27 protein-coding genes and 1 tRNA gene are annotated in these 21,419 nt (G+C 71.2%); 7 read left to right on the top strand and 21 right to left on the bottom strand.

The features are described 5' to 3' along the window. The first annotated feature begins 141 nt into the window (after positions 1–141). Both J3A75_RS26475 and J3A75_RS26470 read left to right on the top strand, forming a co-directional pair. Positions 142–693, top strand: coding sequence for an RNA polymerase sigma factor (locus J3A75_RS26475; RefSeq protein ID WP_012320942.1), 552 nt, complete (start codon positions 142–144; stop codon positions 691–693). After that, positions 690–1,394: an anti-sigma factor domain-containing protein gene (locus tag J3A75_RS26470; RefSeq protein WP_012320941.1), complete on the top strand. Its 705-nt coding sequence runs from the start codon at positions 690–692 to the stop codon at positions 1,392–1,394. The genes J3A75_RS26475 and J3A75_RS26470 overlap by 4 nt, the downstream gene beginning before the upstream one ends. Before the next feature lie 95 nt (positions 1,395–1,489). On the opposite strand, the gene J3A75_RS26465 is transcribed toward J3A75_RS26470, so the two are convergent. Further along, positions 1,490–2,059 carry a fasciclin domain-containing protein gene (locus tag J3A75_RS26465; RefSeq protein ID WP_024831186.1) on the bottom strand — a complete coding sequence of 190 codons (570 nt, stop codon included), beginning with the start codon at positions 2,057–2,059 and terminating at the stop codon, positions 1,490–1,492. Positions 2,060–2,760: 701 nt separating this feature from the next. After that, on the bottom strand, positions 2,761–3,216 hold the full coding sequence (locus J3A75_RS26460; protein ID WP_159392765.1) for a hypothetical protein: 456 nt from the start codon (positions 3,214–3,216) through the stop codon (positions 2,761–2,763). Positions 3,217–3,592: 376 nt separating this feature from the next. Here J3A75_RS26460 and J3A75_RS26455 point away from each other — a divergent pair, with 376 nt between their 5' ends. Then, positions 3,593–4,579 carry a helix-turn-helix domain-containing protein gene (locus J3A75_RS26455; RefSeq protein WP_024829021.1) on the top strand — a complete coding sequence of 329 codons (987 nt, stop codon included), beginning with the start codon at positions 3,593–3,595 and terminating at the stop codon, positions 4,577–4,579. A 180-nt stretch (positions 4,580–4,759) separates the two neighbouring features. Then, on the top strand, positions 4,760–5,821 hold the full coding sequence (locus J3A75_RS26450; RefSeq protein ID WP_209650817.1) for a DMT family transporter: 1,062 nt from the start codon (positions 4,760–4,762) through the stop codon (positions 5,819–5,821). A 108-nt stretch (positions 5,822–5,929) separates the two neighbouring features. Here the strand turns inward: J3A75_RS26450 and J3A75_RS26445 are convergent, their stop codons facing one another. Continuing rightward, on the bottom strand, positions 5,930–6,322 hold the full coding sequence (locus J3A75_RS26445) for a hypothetical protein (RefSeq protein ID WP_127992517.1): 393 nt from the start codon (positions 6,320–6,322) through the stop codon (positions 5,930–5,932). Positions 6,323–6,789: 467 nt separating this feature from the next. On the opposite strand from J3A75_RS26445, the gene J3A75_RS26440 reads away from it, so the two are divergent. Beyond that, complete coding sequence (locus J3A75_RS26440) at positions 6,790–7,038, top strand: hypothetical protein (RefSeq protein ID WP_012320937.1); 249 nt, start codon at positions 6,790–6,792, stop codon at positions 7,036–7,038. Between the two features lie 354 nt (positions 7,039–7,392). On the opposite strand, the gene J3A75_RS26435 is transcribed toward J3A75_RS26440, so the two are convergent. The 12 genes from J3A75_RS26435 to J3A75_RS26380 all read right to left on the bottom strand — a co-directional run bounded on the left by J3A75_RS26435 (position 7,393) and on the right by J3A75_RS26380 (position 12,659). Then, positions 7,393–7,659, bottom strand: coding sequence for a PilZ domain-containing protein (locus tag J3A75_RS26435; RefSeq protein ID WP_012320936.1), 267 nt, complete (start codon positions 7,657–7,659; stop codon positions 7,393–7,395). Positions 7,660–7,829: 170 nt separating this feature from the next. After that, positions 7,830–8,099 (bottom strand): hypothetical protein, encoded by a 270-nt coding sequence (locus J3A75_RS26430; RefSeq protein ID WP_012320935.1) that lies wholly within the window; start codon positions 8,097–8,099, stop codon positions 7,830–7,832. Positions 8,100–8,505: 406 nt separating this feature from the next. After that, entirely contained in the window at positions 8,506–8,862 is a 357-nt protein-coding gene (locus J3A75_RS26425; RefSeq protein WP_199825805.1) for a hypothetical protein, read from the bottom strand. A gap of 44 nt (positions 8,863–8,906) precedes the next feature. Further along, on the bottom strand, positions 8,907–9,113 hold the full coding sequence (locus J3A75_RS26420; RefSeq protein ID WP_012320932.1) for a hypothetical protein: 207 nt from the start codon (positions 9,111–9,113) through the stop codon (positions 8,907–8,909). A 105-nt stretch (positions 9,114–9,218) separates the two neighbouring features. Then, on the bottom strand, positions 9,219–9,377 hold the full coding sequence (locus J3A75_RS26415; protein ID WP_012320931.1) for a hypothetical protein: 159 nt from the start codon (positions 9,375–9,377) through the stop codon (positions 9,219–9,221). Between the two features lie 144 nt (positions 9,378–9,521). Beyond that, entirely contained in the window at positions 9,522–9,743 is a 222-nt protein-coding gene (locus tag J3A75_RS26410) for a hypothetical protein (RefSeq protein ID WP_012320930.1), read from the bottom strand. A 98-nt stretch (positions 9,744–9,841) separates the two neighbouring features. Next, positions 9,842–10,219 carry a hypothetical protein gene (locus tag J3A75_RS26405; protein WP_012320929.1) on the bottom strand — a complete coding sequence of 126 codons (378 nt, stop codon included), beginning with the start codon at positions 10,217–10,219 and terminating at the stop codon, positions 9,842–9,844. 67 nt (positions 10,220–10,286) lie between these two features. Next, on the bottom strand, positions 10,287–10,613 hold the full coding sequence (locus tag J3A75_RS26400) for a hypothetical protein (RefSeq protein ID WP_012320928.1): 327 nt from the start codon (positions 10,611–10,613) through the stop codon (positions 10,287–10,289). 105 nt (positions 10,614–10,718) lie between these two features. Next, entirely contained in the window at positions 10,719–11,084 is a 366-nt protein-coding gene (locus tag J3A75_RS26395; RefSeq protein WP_010687322.1) for a response regulator, read from the bottom strand. Between the two features lie 163 nt (positions 11,085–11,247). Beyond that, a complete protein-coding gene (gene hpt / locus J3A75_RS26390) occupies positions 11,248–11,814 on the bottom strand; it encodes a hypoxanthine phosphoribosyltransferase (protein WP_012320927.1) in 567 nt (188 codons plus the stop codon). 151 nt (positions 11,815–11,965) lie between these two features. After that, complete coding sequence (locus J3A75_RS26385; protein ID WP_012320926.1) at positions 11,966–12,325, bottom strand: hypothetical protein; 360 nt, start codon at positions 12,323–12,325, stop codon at positions 11,966–11,968. Positions 12,326–12,582: 257 nt separating this feature from the next. Further along, positions 12,583–12,659: transfer RNA gene (locus tag J3A75_RS26380), tRNA-His, on the bottom strand. 457 nt (positions 12,660–13,116) lie between these two features. Between J3A75_RS26380 and J3A75_RS26375 the strand changes: the two genes are divergently transcribed. Next, positions 13,117–14,811 (top strand): chloride channel protein, encoded by a 1,695-nt coding sequence (locus J3A75_RS26375; protein ID WP_234742127.1) that lies wholly within the window; start codon positions 13,117–13,119, stop codon positions 14,809–14,811. Positions 14,812–14,913: 102 nt separating this feature from the next. Continuing rightward, positions 14,914–16,005, top strand: coding sequence for a tartrate dehydrogenase (locus J3A75_RS26370; RefSeq protein ID WP_071000055.1), 1,092 nt, complete (start codon positions 14,914–14,916; stop codon positions 16,003–16,005). 175 nt (positions 16,006–16,180) lie between these two features. Here J3A75_RS26370 and dxs read toward each other — a convergent pair whose 3' ends face one another. The 6 genes from dxs to J3A75_RS26340 form a co-directional block, all read right to left on the bottom strand. Further along, on the bottom strand, positions 16,181–18,175 hold the full coding sequence (gene dxs, locus J3A75_RS26365; protein ID WP_209650816.1) for a 1-deoxy-D-xylulose-5-phosphate synthase: 1,995 nt from the start codon (positions 18,173–18,175) through the stop codon (positions 16,181–16,183). Between the two features lie 43 nt (positions 18,176–18,218). Continuing rightward, entirely contained in the window at positions 18,219–18,479 is a 261-nt protein-coding gene (locus J3A75_RS26360; protein WP_012320922.1) for an exodeoxyribonuclease VII small subunit, read from the bottom strand. A gap of 136 nt (positions 18,480–18,615) precedes the next feature. After that, entirely contained in the window at positions 18,616–19,128 is a 513-nt protein-coding gene (locus J3A75_RS26355) for a tyrosine phosphatase family protein (protein WP_043074346.1), read from the bottom strand. 50 nt (positions 19,129–19,178) lie between these two features. Next, positions 19,179–19,739 carry a hydrolase gene (locus J3A75_RS26350; RefSeq protein WP_012320920.1) on the bottom strand — a complete coding sequence of 187 codons (561 nt, stop codon included), beginning with the start codon at positions 19,737–19,739 and terminating at the stop codon, positions 19,179–19,181. A gap of 26 nt (positions 19,740–19,765) precedes the next feature. Next, positions 19,766–20,380 (bottom strand): DNA-3-methyladenine glycosylase I, encoded by a 615-nt coding sequence (locus J3A75_RS26345; protein ID WP_071000054.1) that lies wholly within the window; start codon positions 20,378–20,380, stop codon positions 19,766–19,768. A 126-nt stretch (positions 20,381–20,506) separates the two neighbouring features. Next, on the bottom strand, positions 20,507–21,358 hold the full coding sequence (locus J3A75_RS26340; RefSeq protein ID WP_012320918.1) for a YgfZ/GcvT domain-containing protein: 852 nt from the start codon (positions 21,356–21,358) through the stop codon (positions 20,507–20,509). Between the last annotated feature and the right edge of the window lie 61 nt (positions 21,359–21,419).

Raw genomic sequence — 21,419 nt, 5'->3', positions numbered from 1 at the left:
GGATTTTGAAAGCGGCCACTTCGAGGCCCGCTCAGCGGGGCTATCGCGCGTGAGGGATCGTCACGGCTAGGCAGTTTGGGTTAAAGCAGCATCCGGTTGGGCGTCCGATAGAAGGCGCCTGGGAGTTTGTAGGGAGCCAACTTGGCCGACGACGCCACGCTGCGCCGACTGCTCGCTGGTATCGCCCGGGGAGAGGCAAATCGGCTGGCCGAACTCTACGATCTCACGAGCCCGAAACTTTACGGCCTGATCCTGCGTATCCAGCGTGACCGTGGCTTGGCCGAGGACGTGCTTCAGGACGTCTACATGCGCATCTGGCAGGCCGCGGGCAGCTACAAGCCCGAGGCCGGGCCGCCGCTGCCGTGGCTCTGCACCGTCGCCCGCAATCGCGCCATCGACAGCGTACGGCGGAAGGTCGAGCATCAGGGCCCGGAATTGGATACCGGCGAGGATTGGGTGGCGCGGCTGATCGATCCGCACGATGGGGCGGCAGATTTCATGGACCGGAGCGCCCTCCTGGCCTGCCTCGGCCGTCTCGACCCCAAGCACCGGGACTGCGTCGTGCTGGCCTATTGCGAAGGGCAATCTCGGGAGGATTTGGCGCGGCACTTCGACCGGCCGGTCAACACCATCAAGACTTGGCTGCACCGGTCACTCGCAGGCCTCAAGTCCTGCCTGGAGGCTGTCTCGTGAGCGGCAGCGGCCAGCCCGGCATGGACCCGACGTCCGAGCATGACATGCGCGCGGCCGAGTACGCCCTCGGGACACTCGACGCGCGGGAGCGGGCGGCGCTGGAGCGCGAGGCGAGCCAAGACCCCGGCACGGCCAGCCGCATCCGCGAGTGGGAGCGGCGCCTGGCGCCGCTGATGGAGGCCGTGCCGCCCGTGGCGCCGCCGCCGCGGGTCCGCGAAGCGCTGCTGCGCGCGCTGCCAGACGCGACCGACGTAGCGCGAGGTGAGCTTCGCCACCTGCGGCGGCAGGTGAGGCGCTGGCGGATCGCCGCGGCAGGGTCAGGCCTGCTCGCCGCGGGCCTCGCGCTGTTCGTGGCAGTCGGGCCGTCACGAACCCCGGCGGGAGGGCGCTATCTGGCTGTCGTGCAGGGAGGCGGGGCGCTGCCGGCGCTGATCGTGCGTGTCGACACGCAGACCGGCCTCGCAGAAGTCAGGCCCGTCGGTGCCGACGCGCCCGCCGGGCGGAGTCTGGAATTGTGGTACGTCGGCGCAGGAGGGGCAAAGCCACTCGGCCTCGTCGGAGCGGCGCCAAGTCAGGTGAGGCTACCGCAGGACACCGCACCGGACGGGGTAATCGCGGTCTCGGTCGAGCCGCCCGGAGGCTCACCGAGCGGCCAACCCACGGGTCCGGTGATCTACACCGGCAAGCTCATCGCCGAATGACCGGGCGCGGCGGGCACGCCTGCCGGCGCTCGCGTGATCTGAAAGGCCACGCGCTGTCGAGGCCCGCAGCCCTCACGGGCCGCGGGCACTGCGCGTTACGGCATCAGCACGGCGTTGATGACGTGGATGACGCCGTTCGACTGCATGACGTTCGGGATGGTCACCGTCGCGGTGTTGCCCTTCTGGTCGGTGACGAGAACCTTCTTGCCCTGCACCTCGACGGCGAGTGGTTCGCCCTCGACGGTGGTCAGCACGCCCTGTCCACCCCCCTTCTTGGCCAGCGCCATCAGGTCCTTGGCGGTGTAGACACCCGGGACCACGTGGTAGGTCAGGATCTTCGTCAGCGTCGCCTTGTTCTGCGGCTGCACGAGGCTTTCCACCGTGCCCGGCGGCAGCTTGGCGAAGGCGGCGTTGGTCGGCGCGAACACCGTGAACGGGCCCGGGCCGTTCAGCGTATCGACGAGGCCCGCGGCCTTCACGGCAGCGACGAGGGTGGTGTGATCCTTCGAATTGACCGCGTTCTCGACGATGGTCTTCTGGGCGTACATCGGCGCGCCGCCGACCATCGGGTTCTTGGCGTAGGCCGCGCCGCTGGCTCCGAGGCTGAGCGCGAGGGTCAGGGCGAGCGCCTGGGCCGTGCGGCGGCCGGTGTTCTGAGTGAGCATCGTGTTTCCTTCAGTCCGAACCCCGATGAACGGGGCAGCGTGGGCCCTTACGAGGCCATCGGAGAGAAAGTTTCGCGGGATGAATGCAAACGGCCGGGAGGCGATCGCCTCTGCTCCCATCCCGTCTGAACGAACCTGAAATCGCCACAGACGGCGATTTTCAGCATCCAGGGTGACGATGGTGGCGCCGGAGCCGGGCCGGAACGCCTGCGTCAGGAGCCCGTCGAAGGACAGGGCCGAGGTCGAGCGGTCGACGGTTCCGAGCGCCGCGGCGGTCTGGGTGCCCGCGGCCGTGGCGGTGATCAGGACCGAGGTGATCGTGGTGATGGCGCCCAGCACCTCGGCGCCGGCCGGGCCCCAGAACCACGCGTAGCCGAGCGCGCCGGGCACCGGGTCGACCGAGGCCGCGATCGACCCGGTGGCGCCGGTGGTCGCGACCGTGGCGGCGGCCGAGCGGGCCGCAGCACCGCCGCCGAACACGTCGGTCGAGCCGTCCGCGTTGGTCCGGGTGATGGTCGACTGGATGCCGTCGGCGACGGTGCCGTTGATCACGCCGTCGAGCGCCAGCGCCACGGCGATCACCGACCAGGTCTGGGCGGCGAGCGCGCCGCCGGTGGCCGCGCCGGACAGAGTCGGGGTCGGCGTGGTGCCGAGCGCGAGCGAGGTGTTGCCGCCGAGCAGCATCGCCTCCTCGCCGAGCATCAGGCTCTGGAGCCCGGTACGGGCGGCGATGGCGCGCACGTCGTCGAAGCCCTGCGCGGCGTACTGGGCCTCGAACTCGACATGCGACTCGATGCCGATGCCCTTGTAGCTGGCGGTGTAGTCGGCGGTAGCGACGACCTGCACGCCGCCGCGGTTGCCGCCGAGACGTCGATGCGCATCCCGGAGACGTTGATGTCGGTGATCGCCCGCCACGCGGCCTGGATGCCGCCCTTGCCCGAGACGCGCGGGATCGCGTTTCGCAGGGGCGTGAGCACCGGGTAGAGCGACTTCGCGCCGAGTTCGAGGTCGTAGCAGGTCAGGCCGGAGGTGGGCGAGCTGGCCTGCGCGAAGGTCGACTTCTGCAGATCGATCCCGAGCTGCGCCAGGATCGGGTCGGTGAGCGGCTTGGCCTGCGCCTCCTTGAGGAGGGCGAGGACGTCGACGTGCTGGGTCATGGGGCGTGATCCTGTGCGGATGCACGGCCGCGCCGGCGCTGACCCGTCCCCGGGGCGCGGGACATCGGACGTAGAGGGGGCATGGGCCCTGCGGCCCGTCGGGGGACGCGCGCGATCCGTCCCCGGACCGACGGCGCGTCGAGAGTGGTCGATGTGCGGTGTGTCGGACGGTACGCGTCAGACTGACGGTTTCGACACCGACGGTCTGCCTGGGTGGAATTCTGCCGGTCCCCTTTCGGGCGGCCGTGTCTATCGACGGATCGCAACTCCGTGATCATGCGAGCGATACGCACATGGTTGCAGCATATTATATACAATACGAGTCCGGACCTTCATTCCTCGCCACCGGGTGGTGTCGGGGGCGCCTAGGCCTCAAATGCAACCGCTTTTTTCGACAGAAAAGATCCACCCTCGGAACGCGTTCCGCCAGTGGCGCGAAATGGTCTGTGAACAGCTGGTCCCGGTGGAGTTGAAGACCGTCGACGAGGCCCAGTTCAAGGGCAGCATAGCCGCTACGAATATCGGCGCCGTGCCGATTTCACACTTCGCACACACGGCCATGCGCAGCGAAACGACGGCCGACGCGGCCCGGCGCGACGACCGGTCCGATCGGGCCTACGCGGTCCTGATGCTCTCCGGCCGGGCTATCGCCCGACAGGGCGACCAGGAGGCGGAATGTCGGATGGGCGACCTTTTCGTCCTCGACGCACGCCCGGCCGTCGTCCAGACGGAGACGAGCAGTACCCTGATCCTGGATCTGCCGCGCGATCGTCTGGAAACCGCACTGGGCCCGTCCCGGCTGTTCAGCGCCCTCAGGGTCGGCGCGGACCACGCCTCCACGACCTTGGCGCGGACGTACATCCAGGATTTGGTTGCGGTCGCCGATCGGCTCGGCCCCGACGCGGCCGCCCGCTTGGCGTCGATCGGGATCGACCTAATCGTAGCCAGCCTCGCCGAACGGATGGCGCAGGAGGTACCGCGTTCCATACACGGCAACGTCACGGTCCAGCGTGCCAAGGCCTATGTTGAGACCCATCTGGGCGATCCGAGTTTGGATCCACCACAGCTCGCCGCCGCAATGGGGCTGTCGCTACGCCGGCTGCAGGAGCTGTTCCACGAGCGCGGCCGGCACATCTCCGACTACATCTGGGAACGCCGCTTGGAGGTGGCAGCCAAGCGCCTGACCGACCCGGCCTGTGCACACCTGTCCGTCGGCATGCTGGCCTACGCCTGTGGCTTCAGCAGCCAGGCGCATTTCGCCCGCCGCTTCAAGGATCGCTACGACGTGAGCCCCCGTGAATACCGGCAGGCGCACACGCAGGACCTGCGGTCGGTTGCGACCGCTCTCGGGCTGTCGCCCTAGCGGCTGAGTGACGGAAGCGGGTCGCTATCGGACTGTCTGCTCGGTGTGGAAGGGAGATGGGCCGCTTCGGAGCTGCGGATACATCGGAGCAGACATGGCCGGTGAAGCCGCTCAGGCCGCTCGATGCAGGGACGAGGGTTCGCTCTCAGGCGTTTGCTGAAACGCTGTAAAAGTGAGGGCATGAAATACATCCACTCCCACCTCTGGCCAGGGGTGCCGTTGGCCCTCGTTTCGGCCGTCTTGTTCGGTGCCTCCGCTCCGTTCGCGAAGCTTCTGCTCGGCACCGTCTCGCCGCAACTGCTTGCTGGGCTTCTCTACCTCGGCGCGGGCATCGGCCTGGCAATCGTGCATGTCAGCCGAGCTACCTTTGGCGTTCCAGCCCAGGAAGCTCCGCTCCGCCGGCATGATCTGCCGTGGCTGGCAGCAGTCGTGCTGTTCGGTGGGTTGGCCGGGCCGCTTCTGCTGATGCTGGGTCTGTCGCACACCTCTGCCGCGTCTGGCTCGCTGTTGCTCAACCTCGAAGGCTTGGCGACTATGCTCATCGCGTGGGTGGTGTTCCGGGAGAACGTTGATCGCCGTCTGATACTGGGTGCGTTCGCCATCCTCGTGGGCGCGGTCGTGTTGTCGTGGAACGGTGAGGGTGTGCGCCTCGATGCGGGCGCGGCGTTGATCGCCGCCGCCTGTCTGGCCTGGGGCATCGACAACAACCTGACCCGCAAGCTCTCCTCGTCCGATCCGGTTGTCACGGCCACGATTAAGGGGGTGGTTGCGGGCAGCGTCAACGTGGCTCTGGCGCTGATGTTGGGCGCGGCAATGCCATCCTTGGCAATGATCGGCGCAGCGGCGGTGGTCGGCTTCCTCGGTGTCGGGATGAGCCTCGTCCTATTCATGCTGGCCTTGCGCCACCTCGGTGCAGCGCGCACTGGGGCCTACTTCTCACTTGCGCCTTTCATCGGCGCGGTGATTGCCGTCGGGCTGCTAGGCGAGCCGGTGACGGTGCAGCTCGTCGTGGCCGGCGCGCTGATGGGTATGGGTCTGTGGCTGCACCTCGCAGAGCGCCACGAGCACGCGCACCTCCATGAGACGATGGAGCACGAGCATGCCCACGTCCACGATGAGCACCACCAGCATCATCACGATGGGCCGGTGACGGAGCCACACTCCCATTGGCACCGCCATGAGCCGCTACGGCACACCCATCCTCACTACCCCGACCTCCACCATCAGCACGGTCATGTTTGATGGGGCTGGAAGCGGCTGCTTTCGGGATGCGGCGATAGCCGCCGTCGTGGCTGGGTCGGGTCGCGATCGGTCGCAAGTGATCGTACGCAGGCACCGGATCTGAGCGCCTCAGCGGGCGAGCGCGAGCTGCTGCGGGTTCTGGTGCGAGACCTTGATCAGCCGACCCGCGCGCGCCTCCGCGCTCATCTTGGCTGGGTGGTCGCGGATCGCGTCCACGGACGGAATGTCAGATGAACCGGAATCACCCGCGCTGCCCTTCGTGACCGCGCGGCCCACGAGATGGCGCGGCACGGGTTGATCTCCCACCATCTTCGCGAGTGCCGCGATCTGCGGCAGCACCTCGTCGGTCAGCGTCTTCTGCAGTGCGTCGCGCTGGCCGGTCATCTTGGCGAGTTCGACCCGAACCGCTTCGACCGCATCGCTGCCCTTGGTCGGGTCGGCGCCGGCACCCTTCTCGGCCGACTCACAGGTTGCCCCGAGGCCCCAGGCGTCGTCATGCATGCGCTGATCCGCTCCTGGTGCGCCCGGCTGTTACGCGCCCCGATCTTGGCGAGCGCCCGTCCGGCGGGGCTATCGGGCGCGACCGCCTTCACCAGCGCATCGTAGGCGGCGTCCGAGAGCGGGCCAGCGGCCAGCGCCATCGCGGCGTCGGTCGGCGCATCGTCCATCAGGTCCGCGATCTCAGCCGCCACCAGGGCCTGCAGGAGGGGCACGCCCTGCGTGGCCCCGGCCTCCATCTGCCGGGGCAGGGACGCGTCGCCGTCGGCGTAAACCACGTCGAGCACCGCCGACCCGCGTCGAGCCGCGCGGCGTGCGTCGCGCGAACTCGGTGTACCCGTCGCGCCGGCTCGTCAGCCCCGCCCGCACCTGCACCGGAACGTCAGGCGCCGGCGAGCCTTGGGGGATCGCGCGATCGGGGGAGGCCGCGAAGCGGGGGAACCAGGGACCTGCATGCGGCTTGGCTCGGCATGCCCGGAAAGACGCCCGCCAAGAAGAAGCCGCCGAAGGTCGTGGTCGACGGGAAGCCGCCCCGCAAAGTGGGGCTGCCGACGCAACTGGCCGCGATCCAGACGCGGTACCGCAGCGCGCTGCTCGACGCGGCCGACCTGCCCTACGCCGAGCAGGGCGACCGCATCCGATCCGCGTTGGCGACGCTCCTTGCCGAGAAGGCCGCTCTCGGCGTGACGGACGGCGAGGACGCTGCGGAAGGGGAGTAGGCCTACCGCCCCATGCCGCGCGCGGGGGAAGCCCGGGCCGTCGGAATCCGGGCCCGGTCAGCGCGTCGGCGCAGGCGTCGCCCCGGCTTCCCAGCCTAGGGGCGGGATCCGGAGCGGGAGCGCTCGCACAGCGACGTGTCTCGGGAACGGTGCGGAAGAGTCCGCGCATTGGGAGAGGGCGGCCTGGTCCCGCTCGCCCCGCCGCCGCGCGATGATCTCGGGCGGCCGGCCCCGCTCGCGGAAGGCTCGACGGCCCGCGGCAGGTCGCCCGCATTGGCTAACGCACGAAGCTGGATCGCGCGGTTCGGCCGGCCGACGTGAAGACGGCCGAGGCCGCCCGATGCCCGGCCGCCGCTACATCGACGGCCGCGCCGGCTCGTCGAGCACCACCCCGAGATTGCCTGCCGAGCGCCAGACCACGCGCGCGCTGATGCGCTCCTCGGTCTGCGGGATCTCGAGCATGAAGGTCTCGGGGAGACCGAAGACGCTGTTCACGCGGAGCTGCGCTCCGCCCGGCGATCGATCCAGGACCCTGCAGCCCACTGGCCGGCCGAAATTCGGCACGATGCGCCCGGTCAGATCCGTCTCGGCTCTCGGGCGGGCGCGTCTCTCGATGGGCATTTCAGGGCACTCAACTCTCTAATCCGCCCCAGATTATCGCCCCTGTCTCTGCTGAAAGTCTTGAATCGCACATTTGGCGACGGGTCGCACTTCACGCGTGCCGCGGCCTGCCTTCCGGGGCCTCCCCGCGCGAGCGGCGAAGGGACGGCATGGGCGCGCTCATGGTCGTGCTACCAGCGACCCGCTGTCGGCTCATCCAGGGCAGGCTTGTCGTCCGGAACGAGGCGCCGCAGGGGGGCATCGGACCAGTTCTGGCCCGGCTGCGGCATAGCCCAAGCCAGGGCCGCGATGGCGGCAAGGCTGAAGCCGGCACAGAGCAGCGCCGCCGCGATATGACGGCCCGGCGCGTGCTGACGCCACGCGCGTTCCACCAGCACGTAACCGGCGCTCCAGGTCAGAACGACCAGCAGCGGGAAGAGGCCGAGCAGCATCGAATTCATCGGCGGCCCCTCCTAGCGACTGGCTATCTGGGCGACGATGCCGAAACCGAGCCCGTCCGGCCTCGGCTGTGCGTGCTCAGTTTCGCCGCGGGGGTCTGCATCGATCGCGGATGCTTGGCGCGCGGGCGAGCTTTCCCACGCCTTCACGGTGCTCGCTGTCCCGAGGAAGGCGAGCCCGAGGCAGCCGACCCCGAGGAGCCTCATGCCGCGACGAGGCTTCTGATCCGCGCGTTCATGAGCCAGAACGTCGTGCACGGCGGCACGCCTGGCGGCACAGTCATTGAGCATGATGTCCTCCGTCCTCCGCGAGATATCGCGGGCTTGGACTGAGGGATAAGAGTCGCGATTTACGGGGCGATGTCGTGTTTGTTGCGGACGAAATCTTGGCTACTCGAGTTCCACACCGTCACGGTCCGTCGCGCGAGCGGTCTCGAGCGGGGGAGCGGTGTGGCGGCCCGAGCTCGGCGCGCCCGTCCAGCGTGTGGAGGTGATCGGGCCGAGGCTGCGCAGCCTCGCGCCAGAAGAAGTCGGCCTGGTCGCGATCGAGGCACCCATCCGGCGCGCCCGCGCGCTCGGATGTCTCGGTCGCGACCCGCGCGATGGCGGCCCGATCGCTCAGGACGACGTCGCGCGGGCCGCGCGCGAGGTCGTCCGGGTGAGACAGGTCGCGCAGCACGTCGGCCGGGACCCGGCACGGAACGACTCGGCCGCCGAGCAATCCGAGGCGGACGTGATCGAGCGTCTCCGGATCGATGGGAGACACGCGCCTCGCGGCTGCGGGACCGACGCAGCCTGACCGAGGGCGGCTCAGACGGTGATGTCCACCACGCGCTCCTGCAAAGCGGGCAGCTCGCGGCCGTCCGCCGGCGCTCGGGAGTCGGTGGACGCCGGCACCGGCATCGTGACGGTATGCAGCCCCGCCCTGTGCGCGATGGCGGCTTCGGCACGCGCCGACTGGATCATCTCCGTCGCCTTCACGGGGCCGACGGCGTTGATCGAGGTGGTGATGGTCATGGCTCCGACCTCCTCACCGAGGATCAGAGCACACGATCCGTGATCGAACGATTTCGGCGATCCGTTCAACTCGACGCATCGCCGCCGGTCCGCGTCGCGCGGACCTCACCCTTCCGCCCTGTCGCCCTGACCCTGCTTGGCCCCGCCATTCGGGTCCGTGCTGTCCTCGCCACTCCCGGAGCCGCTCCCGTGACCCTGCGGGGTGAGGCGCGGGCGATCAGGGGTGAGATCCTCGGGCTTCGTGCCTTTCGCTTCGTCGGGCATGGGCGTCCTCCTTCCCGGCGAACCCCAGGCGCGACCGAAAGTTTCGGCGGCAGGCCTGGGTCCGGCTGTCCGGCCGTGCCGTGCGCGTCGGCGAGCACAGCGTCAGCCCGGGTTCGCGCTCGGGCCGGACCGCGCCCTCCAGGGTCACGCCGACACGCCGCCGGCCGTCGGCTGCAGGACATCGCGCGAGGCGCCGCCCGGGCGGAGCGCCATCAGCCCTATGCTGGCCGATACGACCGCGAGCATGAGCAGCAGGAGCAGGGCTTCTCGCAGCTCGGGCCCGTGCCCCTCGGTGTGACGGAGCGCGAACGCGCCGGCGGCGAGAACCGCGATCAGCGCGACCGGGACGACGAGTATCACGGGCATCGGGCGCTCCTGGCGAGCACACAACGTTCGCTCAAACCAGAAGTTGCTGCGCGGGGCGCCTGCCGAGGCTCGAGCTGTGCGCTCCGGCGGGTCCGGCCTCAGTGGCCCGAGCGGCGGATCAGGCTCTTGAGGCGCTGATCGGCGGTGTCGAGGCGATCGGCGATCCCCCGCCGGATGCACTTGCCGACGGAATCGCCGGCGTAGAACCCGACCGTCTGGTCCTGGTTGCGGCAGGACTGGACCGGCGGCCACGCCACCACCCCCGCCACGACCAGGAGCACGACGAGGCTGTCGACGACGAGCCAGCCCTTCCAGCCGAGCCGGAAGCCGCGCCGCCGCTCGGGCGCCCGGCTCCGGCGCTGGGGGCGGTTCGCGCCGTCCGGGCCGACCCGCGCCATGCGGGCGCGGAACTGGGCCTCCTCGACGGCGTCGGAGGCGCGGGTTGACGAGGCCGGCAGGAGCGGGCGGGTGGACATGGCGGCCTCACGGAGGTCGGTTCGGGGCGGATCGGGGGCGCGGCGCGGAAGGGTCTGCGGCGGTCGCTCAGTTGATGAGCCGCTTCAGGAGCGCGAGGTTGTCCTGGATCGACAGGACGTTGCCGAGCATCTCGGTGCGGGCGCAGGCCCCGGCCCCGACGAGCCCCAGCCAGCCCGCCGCCGGACGGGCGCTGCAATCCGCGAAGCTGCCGTACAGGAACAGCCCGGCCGGCACCGCGAGGAGGGCGAGCTTCGTCAGCGAGAAGAACCGCCCGAGGCCCCCGCGCGGACGCCGGGCGTCGCGGTCGTCGTCCCAGTCCCGGTCGTCCGGCTCCCAGCCGTAGCGGTCCGCCCGATACGCCGCCGCGTCGATGTCCCGGTCCCGGCGATACATGGCGTTCCGTGCTCGGTCTGATCCAGTCGGACCGAAGGTGCCACGCTTTCGTGAAGCTCAACCTAAGAGCAATGTTTAAGTTCTTCCGAACCGGTCCCGCCCAGGTCAGGCGGCGAGCGCCCGCTTCACGGTGGCGCGGAGATCCGCCAGGGAGAAGGGCTTGGTCAGCACGTCGGTGACGATGGCGTCGAGCCCGCGCGCGCGCTCGCGCTGGTCGGCGAAGCCGGTCATGAGCAGGATGGTCAGGTCGGGGAAGTCGCGCTTGGCGGCGAGGGCCAGCGCGATGCCGTCCATGAGCGGCATGCGGATGTCGGTGAGCATCAGATCGAAGCCGCCGTCGGCCTCGTTGAGGCGGTCGAGTCCGTCGCTGCCGTCGTTGGCCGTGACGACCGCGTGCCCGTCGATCTCGAGCCCCCGCTTGAGGAAGCCCCGGACGGTCTCTTCGTCATCCACCAGGAGGATGCGCGCCATGTGGTCCCGTAACCGTCCCCGAAATCCGCGCGCGACCCGTCGCGACGGCGCGCGCGCCCAAACGCCGACAGACACAGACGAATTCCCCGTCTGTCAAGTCGTCGCAGGCCGAATTGTCCTTCGGGTCGCGGCGCGCGGCGAAAATGCCGCGCTGCGGGAGCGGTCAAGCGTCGAACAGGTCCGGGTCGCCGTCGCCGTAATCGACCACGCCCACGAAGGGCAGCTGGCGGAAGGCGTGGGCGGCGTCCATCCCGTAGCCGACGACGAACACGTCGGGACAGGTGAAGCCGACGAAATCCGCGTCGATCGTCACGGCGCGCTTGCCGGGCTTCTCCAGCAGCACCGCGGTGAGGACCCGCCGGGCGCCGCGGGCCATCAGCAGGTCCTTGGCGAAGACGACGGTCCGGCCCGATTCCAGGATGTCGTCCACGAGCAGCACGTCCCGCCCGCGCACCTCGCTCTGCACGTCGCGCAGGATCTCGACCTGCCCGCTGGAGACGGTCCCGGTGCGGTAGCTCGACAGGTGCACGAACTCGACCTGCGGGGCGAGCCCGACCCGGTGCAGCGACCGGAGCAGGTCGGCCGCGAACATGAAGCTGCCCTTGAGCACTGCCACGACGAGGAGGTTCTCGGGCCGCGCGGCGAGGATCTCCCGGGCGAGCTCGTCGTTGCGCTTGGCGATGGCCGCCTCGTCGAACAGGGTCCGGACGCGCCGTTCAGGGATGCTCATCTCTCGTGTCCCGAAGCCCGTTGGCGCGGCGGGATCCGACGCCGCGCTCGAAGACGGTCTTAGCGTCCCGGGCGCGCGCGGGGAACTCCGGATCCGCCAAGACGGTCCCGCGCCGTTGCGGCAGGCGGCCGAGAGCCGCCGTCGACGCGGCTCAGGCTTCGGCCGCCTGCCGGAACGGGCGGAGCAGGCGGGTGAGCCCGCGCCGGCGCGCCGGCCGGGCCGGACGCCGCGCCCCGGCCAAGTCCACCTCCGGCCCCGGCTGCGCTTCGATCCCGTCCGCCTCGTCCCCGTCGTCGGGCTCGACGTGACGGACCTCCTCCAGGACATCCGTCACGATGCGCGGGATGGGCCGCGCGTGCTCCTCCAGGAGCAGCGAGGCGGTCCAGAGGCGGCTCGCATTCGCGAGGGGCAGCTTTCCCTGCGTCAGACGCTCCATCAGCATCCGGTCCGCGAGCGAGGCCGCGAGGGCGCTCACGATCTCGAGCTGATCCTGCTGTGTCGTGCTCTTCATGGCAGTCTTCACGCTAACGATAATAGTCTTCTCCCAGCCATGACTGTATGCGAGCAAATTTGGCGATTCTATAACATGCGCGGGCGCTGAAGTGGCCGCCTGTGTACAGGCCGGCTCCCGCGCGAGGACCGGTCCGGTCGACTCCGATCGGGTCGGGGTGTGGGTCCGGGCCGGCCCAGATCCGGCGCGGCGCCGTCCGCGCACAAGCAAAAGGGGCTGGCGATCCGCCAACCCCTCGCGCTGTCGAGCTGAATGGATGGTACCACCGCCCCGGCTCGAACGGGGGACCCCCAGATCCACAATCTGGTGCTCTAACCAACTGAGCTACGGCGGCACTGGCGCGGGGTGTATCGTGGGCCGCGGCAGTTTTCAAGGCGATGTGTGCACGGGATTTCGACTTCGTGGATAGCGCCGTCCGGGTCCCCCGCGCCGGGGCCGGTCGCGCCCCCGCCACACCGCCCGTTTGCAACGGGATCGGACCCGGCTGTAACTGCGACGGCGGGGTCGACGCGGCGGCGGCGCCGATCGGACGGACCGGAGGCGAGGGGCGGACCGTGAGCGCGCGACAGCCAGCGGCCGCCGCCGGCGGGAACAGGGCGCCCGGCAACGGATCGGCCGACGTGCCGGCCCGATCGGCCGCCGGGCCGGGCCGGCGGCCGCGCCGGCGCTGGGCGGGGGCTGGCCTCGTCCAGGCCCCCGGACGGCTCCGCAGCCTTGTCCGCCGGAGCGAGGGCGGCCTCGTCGCCCTCGCGACCCTGGTGGGCTGCGTCGCCGGCGTGGCGGTCTCGGCCATGACCTGGATCACCCAGACCCTGCGCGAGCTGCTCTACCAGCTGCCCGCGGGCGCGCGCCTCAGCGCCGTCGACGCCGTGTCGCCGGCGCTCCTGCTCGTGGGCCCGTGCCTCGGCGGCGCCGTCCTCGGCCTGCTGATCGTCGTCGCCAACTACGTCCGCGGCCCGCGCAGGCGCCCGGCCATCGATCCCATCGAGGCCAACGCCCTGCACGGCGGCCGCATGTCCCTGCGCGACAGCCTCTACCTCGCCCTCCAGAACGTCATCTCGAACGGGTCCGGCGCCTCGGTGGGACTCGAAGCCGGCTACACACAGATCGCCTCCGGCCTCGCCTCGCGGCTAGGCATCGCCTTCGAGGTGCGGCGCAGCGACCTGCGCACCCTGGTGGGCTGCGGCGCGGCCGGGGCGATCGCGGCCGGCTTCGGGGCGCCGCTCGCCGGCGCGTTCTACGCCTTCGAGCTGATCATCGGCACCTACTCGATCGCCACGCTGACGCCCGTGGTCGTCGCGGCGCTCTGCGGCAACCTGATCTCGCGCGCCCTGATCGAGGCGCAGCCGCTCGTCGATCTCGGCGACATGCAGGCGGTCACGACCTCGCACGTCACCAGCCTGGAGATCCTGCCGAGCCTCGCCCTCGGGCTGTTCTGCGCGGGCCTCGGCATCCTGATCATGCGCGGCGTCACCCTGGTCGAGCGCCTCGTCCAGGCGTCCGGCGTGCCGCGGGTGGCGGCGCCCGCCTTCGGCGGCCTGTGCGTCGGCGCGCTGGCGCTGCTGGCGACGCCGCAGGTGCTGTCGGGCGGCCACGGCGCCCTGCACATGCACTTCGCCGCCGAGGGGCAGGGGCACGGCATCGCGGTCCTGGCCGCGCTGTTCGCCGCCAAGGCCACGGCCTCGGCGATCTCGATCGGCTCGGGCTTCCGCGGCGGCCTGTTCTTCGCGTCCCTGTTCCTCGGGGCCATCGCCGGCAAGCTGTTCGCCGCCCTTGCCCCGGTGCTGGTGCCGCCGCTGGCGGATTTCGGCCTGACGCCGCTCGCCTACGCGGTGATCGGCATGAGCGCCCTCGCGGTGGCGGTCATCGGCGGCCCGCTCACCATGACGTTCCTGGCGCTGGAGGTCACCGGCAGCCTGCCGATCACCGGCGTCGTCCTGGCGGCTGTGATCGCGTCCTCCCTCACCGTGCGCAAGACCTTCGGCTACTCCTTCGCCACCTGGCGCTTCCACCTGCGCGGCGAGAGCATCCGCAGCCCCCACGACGTCGGCTGGATCCGCTCGCTGACCGTCGGCCGGCTGATGCGCCGCAATCCCGGCACCGTGGCGCTGGACACGCCGCTGCCCACCTTCCTGCGCGCCCATCCCCTCGGCTCGCCCTCCCGGGTGATCGCCGTGGACGGGGGCGGGCGCTACGCCGGCATCCTGAACGTGCCCGAGGCGCACGCGGCCGTCCGGGATGCCGGCGCCGACGCGCAGCCGGTCCTCGCCGACCTGCTCCTGCACGCGGACGATTTCCTCACGCCGGGCATGAACGCCAAGGACGCCGCCGCCGCCTTCGACAGGACCGAGAGCGAGGCGCTCGCGGTCGTCGAGAGCGCCGAGAGCCGGAAGGTGCTGGGCCTGCTCACCGAGAGCCACACGCTCAAGCGCTACAGCGAGGAGCTCGACCGCCAGCGCCGGGCGATGGCGGGTGAAACCGACTGATTGTCAGGCTGTGGTGTTGACCCGGTGCCGGCGCGGACCAATCACCTGACGCCGGCGACCCGGGCTCCGCACGGGGCCGCCCTCGAGACGCGTGGAGGATTCATGGCCACTCCGGAGAACAGCCAGCAGCGCCGCTACCGCATCGCGGTGATCCCCGGCGACGGCATCGGCAAGGAGGTGGTGCCGGAGGGCGTGCGCGTGCTGGAGCAGGCCGCCAAGCGGCACGGCTTCAGCCTCCAGCTCGACTGGTTCGATTTCGCCAGCTGCGACTACTACGAGCGGCACGGCCGGATGATGCCGGAGGACTGGAAGGCGCGGATCGAGACCCACGACGCGATCTTTTTCGGCGCCGTCGGCATGCCGGAGCGGGTGCCCGACCACGTCTCCCTCTGGGGCTCGCTGATCCTGTTCCGGCGGGAATTCGACCAGTACGCCAACCTGCGTCCGGTGCGGCTGATGCCGGGGGTGAAGTGCCCGCTCGCCGACCGGGAGCCCGGCGACATCGACTTCTGGGTGGTCCGGGAGAACACCGAGGGCGAGTACTCGAACGCGGGCGGCCGGATGTTCGCCGGCACGGAGCGGGAATTCGCCCTGCAGGAGACGATCATGACCCGCCACGGGACCGACCGGATCCTCAGGTTCGCCTTCGAGCTGGCCCAGAAGCGCCCGAAGAAGCACCTGACCTCGGCCACGAAGTCGAACGGCATCTCGATCACCATGCCGTACTGGGACGAGCGGGTGAGGGCGGTGGCCGGGGCCTATCCGGACGTGCGGTGGGACCAGTACCACATCGACATCCTGACCGCGCATTTCGTCCTCAACCCGGACCGGTTCGACGTGGTGGTCGCCTCCAACCTGTTCGGCGACATCCTGTCGGATCTGGGGCCGGCCTGCACGGGCACGATCGGCATCGCGCCGTCCGGCAACATCAACCCGGAGCGGGTGCATCCTTCCGTGTTCGAGCCGGTCCACGGCTCGGCGCCGGACATCGCCGGGCAGGGGATCGCCAACCCGATCGGCCAGATCTGGTCGGGGGCGATGATGCTGGAGCATCTCGGCGAGCACGCGGCGGCGGCCGAGATCGTCAGCGGGATCGAGCGGGTGCTGTCCGAGCGGACGCTGCGCACCCGCGACCTCGGCGGCAACGCCGACACGGAGGCCTGCGGCAGGGCGGTGGCGCAGGCGCTGGGGTAGGGCAATCACCCCGGGCCCCCTTCCACGCCCTCATCCTGAGGTGCCCGCGCCGGCGGACCTCGGAGGAGCATTCCAGGGATCGCGAGACCTCTGGACGGCTCCTTCGAGGGCTACGCTGCGCTCCGCCGCCTCAGGTTGCGGTGCGTGGTCGGGAGACCCGTAGCGGACCGTGGCGTCAGCGCGGGCGGCGGCGCACGCTCACGACGTTGCTCGCCGGCTCGGCCTTGGCGGTCTCTGCCGGCAGTGTGTCGAGGGCGGTCCGGACGATGGTTTTGGCGTCGAGGCCTGCCTCTGCGTACATCTTCTCCGGGCTGTCGTGGTCCTGGTAGGCGTCCGGCAGCGTCATGGTCCGCACCCGCACGCCGCCCGCGTCCAGCGCGCCGCGCTCGGCCAGCAGGTGCAGCACCATCGCGCCGAACCCGCCCCGCGAGCCCTCCTCCACCGTGATCAGCACCTCGTGGTCGCGCGCCAGATCCAGGATCAGCGCCTCGTCCAGCGGCTTGGCGAACCGCGCGTCCGCCACCGTCACCGCCACGCCCTGCTCGGCCAGCGCGTCCGCCGCCTTCAAGGCCTCCGCCAGGCGCGTGCCGAGCGACAGGAGCGCCACCCGCGCCTCCGCGTCCCGGCGCACCACCCGGCCCTTGCCGATCGCCAGGACCTCGCCCCGCTCCGGAAGCTCGACGCCCACCCCCTCGCCGCGCGGGTAGCGCAGCGCGATCGGGCCCGTGTCGTGGGCGTGGGCGGTCGCCACCATGTGCACCAGCTCGGCCTCGTCGGCCGCCGCCATCACGGTCATGTTCGGCAGGCAGCACAGGTACGCCAGGTCGAACGCGCCCGCGTGCGTCGCCCCGTCCGCGCCGACCAGGCCCGCCCGGTCCAGGCAGAACCGCACGGGCAGGTTCTGCAGCGCCACGTCGTGCACCACCTGGTCGTAGGCCCGCTGCAGGAAGGTCGAGTAGATCGCCACGAACGGCCGGTAGCCCTCGGTCGCCAGGCCGCCCGCGAACGTCACCGCGTGCTGCTCGGCGATGCCCACGTCGAAGGTCTTGTCCGGGTGCGCCTTGCCGAACAGGTCGATGCCGGTCCCGCCCGGCATGGCGGCGGTGATCGCCACGACCTTGTCGTCGGCGTCGGCCGCCTTGATCAGGCTCTCGCCGAACACCCGCGTGTAGGCCGGCGCGTTCGGCTTGGCCTTGGCCTGGATCCCTGAGACCACGTCGAACTTGACCACGCCGTGGTAGCGGTCGGCCGAGGCCTCGGCCGGCGCGTAGCCCTTGCCCTTCTGGGTGACGACGTGGAGCAGGATCGGGCCGTGCTCGGCGTCGCGGACGTTCTTGAGCACCGGCAGCAGGTGGTCGAGGTTGTGCCCGTCGACGGGGCCGACGTAGTGGAAGCCCATCTCCTCGAACATGGTGCCGCCGCCGACCACCAGCGAGCGGGCGTACTCCTCGGCCGCGGCGGCGCGCTGGTAGAGCGCCTTGGGCAGGAGCTTGCCGAGCTGCTTGGCGGTCTCGCGCAGGGACTGGTAGGCGCCGCCCGACGCCAGCCTTGCGAGGTAGGCCGACATGGCACCGACGGGGGGCGCGATCGACATGTCGTTGTCGTTGAGGATGACGATCAGGCGCGAGTGCAGGGCGCCGGCGTTGTTGAGGGCCTCGTAGGCCATGCCGGCCGACATCGAGCCGTCGCCGATCACCGCGATGGCGTTGCGGCGCTTCTGCGCGCCGCCCTTCTGCTTGGCGGTGGCGTTGTCGAGGTCGCGGGCGACCGCCATGCCCAGCGCGGCCGAGATCGAGGTCGAGGAGTGGGCGGCGCCGAAGGGATCGTAGACGCTCTCGCTCCGCTTGGTGAAGCCCGACAGGCCGCCGCCCTGGCGCAGCGTGCGGATCCGGTCGCGGCGCTCGGTGAGGATCTTGTGCGGGTAGCACTGGTGGCCGACGTCCCAGACGATGCGGTCGTCGGGGGTGTCGAACACGTGGTGCAGCGCCACCGTCAGCTCGACCACGCCCAGCCCCGAGCCGAGATGGCCGCCGGTGATCGAGACCGCGTCGATCATCTCGGCGCGCACCGCGTCCGCCACCGCCTGAAGCTCCGACTCCGGAAGACGCCGAAGCGCCGATGGAGACGGAACGCGGTCGAGAAGTGCATTCTGCTCGGGGGTAATCGCCACGGCATCAACCTCTAACGGATGGGATCGGTTCGACCGCCGAGCCTCAGGACATGTCGAGTGGGGCGACGCCCTCGGGCCGCCCGTCGGAGCCCAGCGTGATCCGCTGGATCCGCGCCTCGGCCCGCTTCAGCAGCGCCTCGCAATGCTTCTTCAGCACCTCGCCGCGCTCGTAGATCGCGACCGATTCGTCGAGCGGCACGTCGCCGCGCTCGAGCCGGCGCACGATTTCCTCGAGCTGTTCCAGCGCCTTCTCGAAGGGCAGGTCGCCGGCGGCGGGGGCCACCTCGGGTCTGCTCGCACTCATCCCAGATACTTCCTTTGGGGGTGGTTGTACGGCGCGATCCCCAATGCCCACAACCCAGGGGGACCGTCCGCCGGCCGGGTCCTGACCGTTTTGGACGCGGGCGGCGGCGTTTGCGCCACACTTGGCGTCCGACGGTTCACGCCAGCGCGAGGGTGAACGGCGTGCCCTCGAAGGCGTCGGCGCCGCGACCGATGCGCGCGATCGCCGCGACCATGCGGCCGTCGCGGTCGAGCATCCGGTCGGCGATCGCCACGAACAGGGGGTTGGGCGTGGCCGAGGGCGAGGCGGCCCGCAGGGCGTCGGCGATCGCCGCCTCGTCGCGCTCCGGCGCCAGCGCGCAGGCCGCGATGTAGGCCGCCGCCGTCGAGCGGCTGATCCCGGCGTAGCAGTGGATCACCAGCGGCTTCTCCCGCGGCCAGGTCCGGACGAAGTCGAGGACCCGGGCCACGTGTTCTTCAGCCGGCAAAACGTGTCCGTCGCGCGCCGCCGCGATGTCGCTGACCCCGATGACGGCGTGGTTCTCGGCGTCGATCACGGCCGGCCGCTCCAGCGGCGTGCCGACATTGATCAGCGTGAGCACGTGGCTCGCGCCGGTGGCGGCGACGGTCTCGGGCAGGCGCGAGAGCGGACAGACGTGGAGGGTCGGCATGGTGGGGCGCCAGTGACCTGCGATCGTGACGGATCGAGGGCGGAGATCCGTCAGGGCGGAGACAGGGCGGTGAAGCGCGCGAGGAACCGCGCCTCGGCCTCGGCGGTCGGCCACGGCTCGGCCAGGGCCGGCACCGGGGCGGGCAGGGCGACCGAGGGGCCGAAATAGCGCTCGGCCTCCTCGCGGGCGAAGCCCGCGAGGCGCACCGCCTCGACGTGGGCGGCGATCCGGTCGGCCCGCTTCACGAGGCCGGCGAGCGCGGCCGACGGGGCGGCGAGGCCGAAGCGGCGGCGCACCGCGTCGAGCAGGCGCAGCTCGACGCCGCGATAGGCGTCGCCGATGGCGGCCTTGAGCGGCGAGATGATGTCGCCGACCACGTATTCCGGCGCGTCGTGCAGGAGCAGCTCGAGCCCGTCCCGGTCGGTGCAGCCGGGATCGAGGTGGCGGCCCACGGCCTCGACCAGCAGGCTGTGCTGGGCCACCGAGAAGACGTGCGGCCCGCGGGTCTGGCCGTTCCAGCGCGCGACCCGGGCGAGGCCGTGGGCGATGTCGGCGATCTCGATGTCCCCGGGCGCCGGGTCGAGGAGGTCGAGGCGCCGGCCGGAGAGCATGCGCTGCCACGCGCGCGGCGGCGCGCTCACCGGATCCGGCCCAGTTCGGCGCAGGGCCCGTGCCGGTGGCAGCCGACGAGGTGGTCGTTGACCATGCCCACCGCCTGCATGAAGGCGTGCACGATCGTCGGCCCGCAGAAGGAGAAGCCCTCCGCCTTCAGGGCCTTCCCGATCGCCCGGGAGACCGGCGTCTCGGTGGCGATCTCCGCGCGGGTCCGGGCGGTGCCCTGGACCGGCCGGCCGTCGACGAAGTCCCACAGGAAGCGCGCGAAGCCGGGGCCGCGCTCCTCGATCCGCAGCCAGGCCCGGGCGCCCGCGACGGTGCCCTGGATCTTGGCGCGGTTGCGGATGATGCGGGTGTCGGCCATCAGCCGCGCGACGTCCGCCTCGGTGAAGCGGGCGATCCGCTCCGGATCGAACCCGGCGAAGGCGTCGCGGAACCCGTCCCGGCGGCGCAGGATGGTGATCCACGACAGGCCGGCCTGGAAGCCGTCGAGGATCAGCTTCTCGTAGAGGGCGCGGCCGTCATGCTCGGGCACGCCCCACTCGGTGTCGTGATAGGCGACGTAGAGCGGGTCGAGGCCGGCCCACCAGCAGCGCGGGCAGCCGTCGGGATGATCGATGAGGCTGGTCTCGGACATGCGGCGACGGTAACGAGAACAGGAGCGGAACGCCACCGCCGGGGCGGGCACCGGCTTCCGCGGCCGCTTCGGCGCGCCGGGACGAGCCGCTGCCCCCGCTCCGAGCCCGTGCGCCGCCTCGCGGTCCTACTCGGCCGCGCTCGTCGCCGCGTCCGGCATGGCGAAGGTCGCGCAGGCCGGGCGCTCCAGCGTCACGGGGCGGTCGCCCGCGCGCGGGGTCTCGCCGGCGGCCAGCGCGTCGCCCAGGCGGTCGAGGCGGATCGTGGCGAGGCCGCGGTTCCCGGCCGCGCTGCCCGCGGTGCCGAGCACCTTGCCGCCCGCCGTGATCTCGGTGCCGGGCGCGGGCGCCGCGTCCGGGTAGGCTGCGGCCAGGATGCGGGTCCGGGCCGTGCCCCGGTGCTGCATCCGCGAGACCACCTCCTGGCCGACATAGCAGCCCTTGCGGAAGTCGACGCCGCCGAGCTGATCCATCAGCGCCTCGTGCGGGAAGGCGTCGCCGAAGGCGAAGTCGCGCCCGCCCTCGGGCACGCCGAGGGCGATCCGGTGCGCGTGGTAGTCGGCCTCGGCGGCGTCCGCCGAGAAGGCGCCCGCGGCGGCGTAGAGGCGGGCGCCGAGATCGACGGCGCGGGTATCGGCCACGGCCTCCGCGGCGGGCGGGGTGGCGCCGGCCCAGGCCGCCGCGACCGCGACGGTCGGGTCGGCCGCGATGGTCGCCTGCGCGCGCAGGCGGTAGAGCGTCAGGCGCTTGGCGAGGTCCGCGGCCCTGTCGGCCAGCACGTCGAACCGGAAGCCGTCCGGGATCCGCGAGATCAGGAAATCGAACAGGATCTTGCCCTGCGGCGTCAGCAGGGCGCCGAGGCGCGCCTCACCGGGCCGGAGCGTCTCGACGTTGCAGGTCAGGACGCCCTGGAGCAGCGTCGTGGCGTCCGGCCCGGTGACGGTGACCAGGGCGCGATCCGGCAGCAGGGCGACGGGCATGGGCGGCGATTCCTCGGGGAGCGGGCGGTCCGGCAGGCCGGACCGCGGATCCGGGACGTAG

The organism is Methylobacterium sp. PvP105 (assembly GCF_017876975.1).
Lineage (GTDB): Bacteria > Pseudomonadota > Alphaproteobacteria > Rhizobiales > Beijerinckiaceae > Methylobacterium > Methylobacterium radiotolerans.
This window is presented reverse-complemented; position numbering and strand designations above follow the sequence as displayed.

What these genes read in the sequence shown, in the direction of transcription:
- J3A75_RS26355 (WP_043074346.1), bottom strand. Translation starts at nt 19,128, where the DNA reads ATGCCGACCCTCCACGTCTGTCCGCTCTCGCGCCTGCCCGAGACCGTC.
- J3A75_RS26400 (WP_012320928.1), bottom strand. Translation starts at nt 10,613, where the DNA reads ATGTATCGCCGGGACCGGGACATCGACGCGGCGGCGTATCGGGCGGAC.
- J3A75_RS26460 (WP_159392765.1), bottom strand. Translation starts at nt 3,216, where the DNA reads ATGACCCAGCACGTCGACGTCCTCGCCCTCCTCAAGGAGGCGCAGGCC.
- J3A75_RS26465 (WP_024831186.1), bottom strand. Translation starts at nt 2,059, where the DNA reads ATGCTCACTCAGAACACCGGCCGCCGCACGGCCCAGGCGCTCGCCCTG.
- J3A75_RS26440 (WP_012320937.1), top strand. Translation starts at nt 6,790, where the DNA reads ATGCCCGGAAAGACGCCCGCCAAGAAGAAGCCGCCGAAGGTCGTGGTC.
- J3A75_RS26455 (WP_024829021.1), top strand. Translation starts at nt 3,593, where the DNA reads ATGCAACCGCTTTTTTCGACAGAAAAGATCCACCCTCGGAACGCGTTC.
- J3A75_RS26340 (WP_012320918.1), bottom strand. Translation starts at nt 21,358, where the DNA reads ATGCCCGTCGCCCTGCTGCCGGATCGCGCCCTGGTCACCGTCACCGGG.
- J3A75_RS26385 (WP_012320926.1), bottom strand. Translation starts at nt 12,325, where the DNA reads ATGAAGAGCACGACACAGCAGGATCAGCTCGAGATCGTGAGCGCCCTC.
- J3A75_RS26430 (WP_012320935.1), bottom strand. Translation starts at nt 8,099, where the DNA reads ATGAATTCGATGCTGCTCGGCCTCTTCCCGCTGCTGGTCGTTCTGACC.
- J3A75_RS26375 (WP_234742127.1), top strand. Translation starts at nt 13,117, where the DNA reads ATGACCTGGATCACCCAGACCCTGCGCGAGCTGCTCTACCAGCTGCCC.
- J3A75_RS26420 (WP_012320932.1), bottom strand. Translation starts at nt 9,113, where the DNA reads ATGACCATCACCACCTCGATCAACGCCGTCGGCCCCGTGAAGGCGACG.
- J3A75_RS26370 (WP_071000055.1), top strand. Translation starts at nt 14,914, where the DNA reads ATGGCCACTCCGGAGAACAGCCAGCAGCGCCGCTACCGCATCGCGGTG.
- J3A75_RS26410 (WP_012320930.1), bottom strand. Translation starts at nt 9,743, where the DNA reads ATGCCCGTGATACTCGTCGTCCCGGTCGCGCTGATCGCGGTTCTCGCC.
- J3A75_RS26435 (WP_012320936.1), bottom strand. Translation starts at nt 7,659, where the DNA reads ATGCCCATCGAGAGACGCGCCCGCCCGAGAGCCGAGACGGATCTGACC.
- J3A75_RS26360 (WP_012320922.1), bottom strand. Translation starts at nt 18,479, where the DNA reads ATGAGTGCGAGCAGACCCGAGGTGGCCCCCGCCGCCGGCGACCTGCCC.
- J3A75_RS26450 (WP_209650817.1), top strand. Translation starts at nt 4,760, where the DNA reads ATGAAATACATCCACTCCCACCTCTGGCCAGGGGTGCCGTTGGCCCTC.
- J3A75_RS26345 (WP_071000054.1), bottom strand. Translation starts at nt 20,380, where the DNA reads ATGTCCGAGACCAGCCTCATCGATCATCCCGACGGCTGCCCGCGCTGC.
- hpt (WP_012320927.1), bottom strand. Translation starts at nt 11,814, where the DNA reads ATGAGCATCCCTGAACGGCGCGTCCGGACCCTGTTCGACGAGGCGGCC.
- J3A75_RS26415 (WP_012320931.1), bottom strand. Translation starts at nt 9,377, where the DNA reads ATGCCCGACGAAGCGAAAGGCACGAAGCCCGAGGATCTCACCCCTGAT.
- J3A75_RS26405 (WP_012320929.1), bottom strand. Translation starts at nt 10,219, where the DNA reads ATGTCCACCCGCCCGCTCCTGCCGGCCTCGTCAACCCGCGCCTCCGAC.
- J3A75_RS26445 (WP_127992517.1), bottom strand. Translation starts at nt 6,322, where the DNA reads ATGCATGACGACGCCTGGGGCCTCGGGGCAACCTGTGAGTCGGCCGAG.
- J3A75_RS26350 (WP_012320920.1), bottom strand. Translation starts at nt 19,739, where the DNA reads ATGCTCTCCGGCCGGCGCCTCGACCTCCTCGACCCGGCGCCCGGGGAC.
- J3A75_RS26395 (WP_010687322.1), bottom strand. Translation starts at nt 11,084, where the DNA reads ATGGCGCGCATCCTCCTGGTGGATGACGAAGAGACCGTCCGGGGCTTC.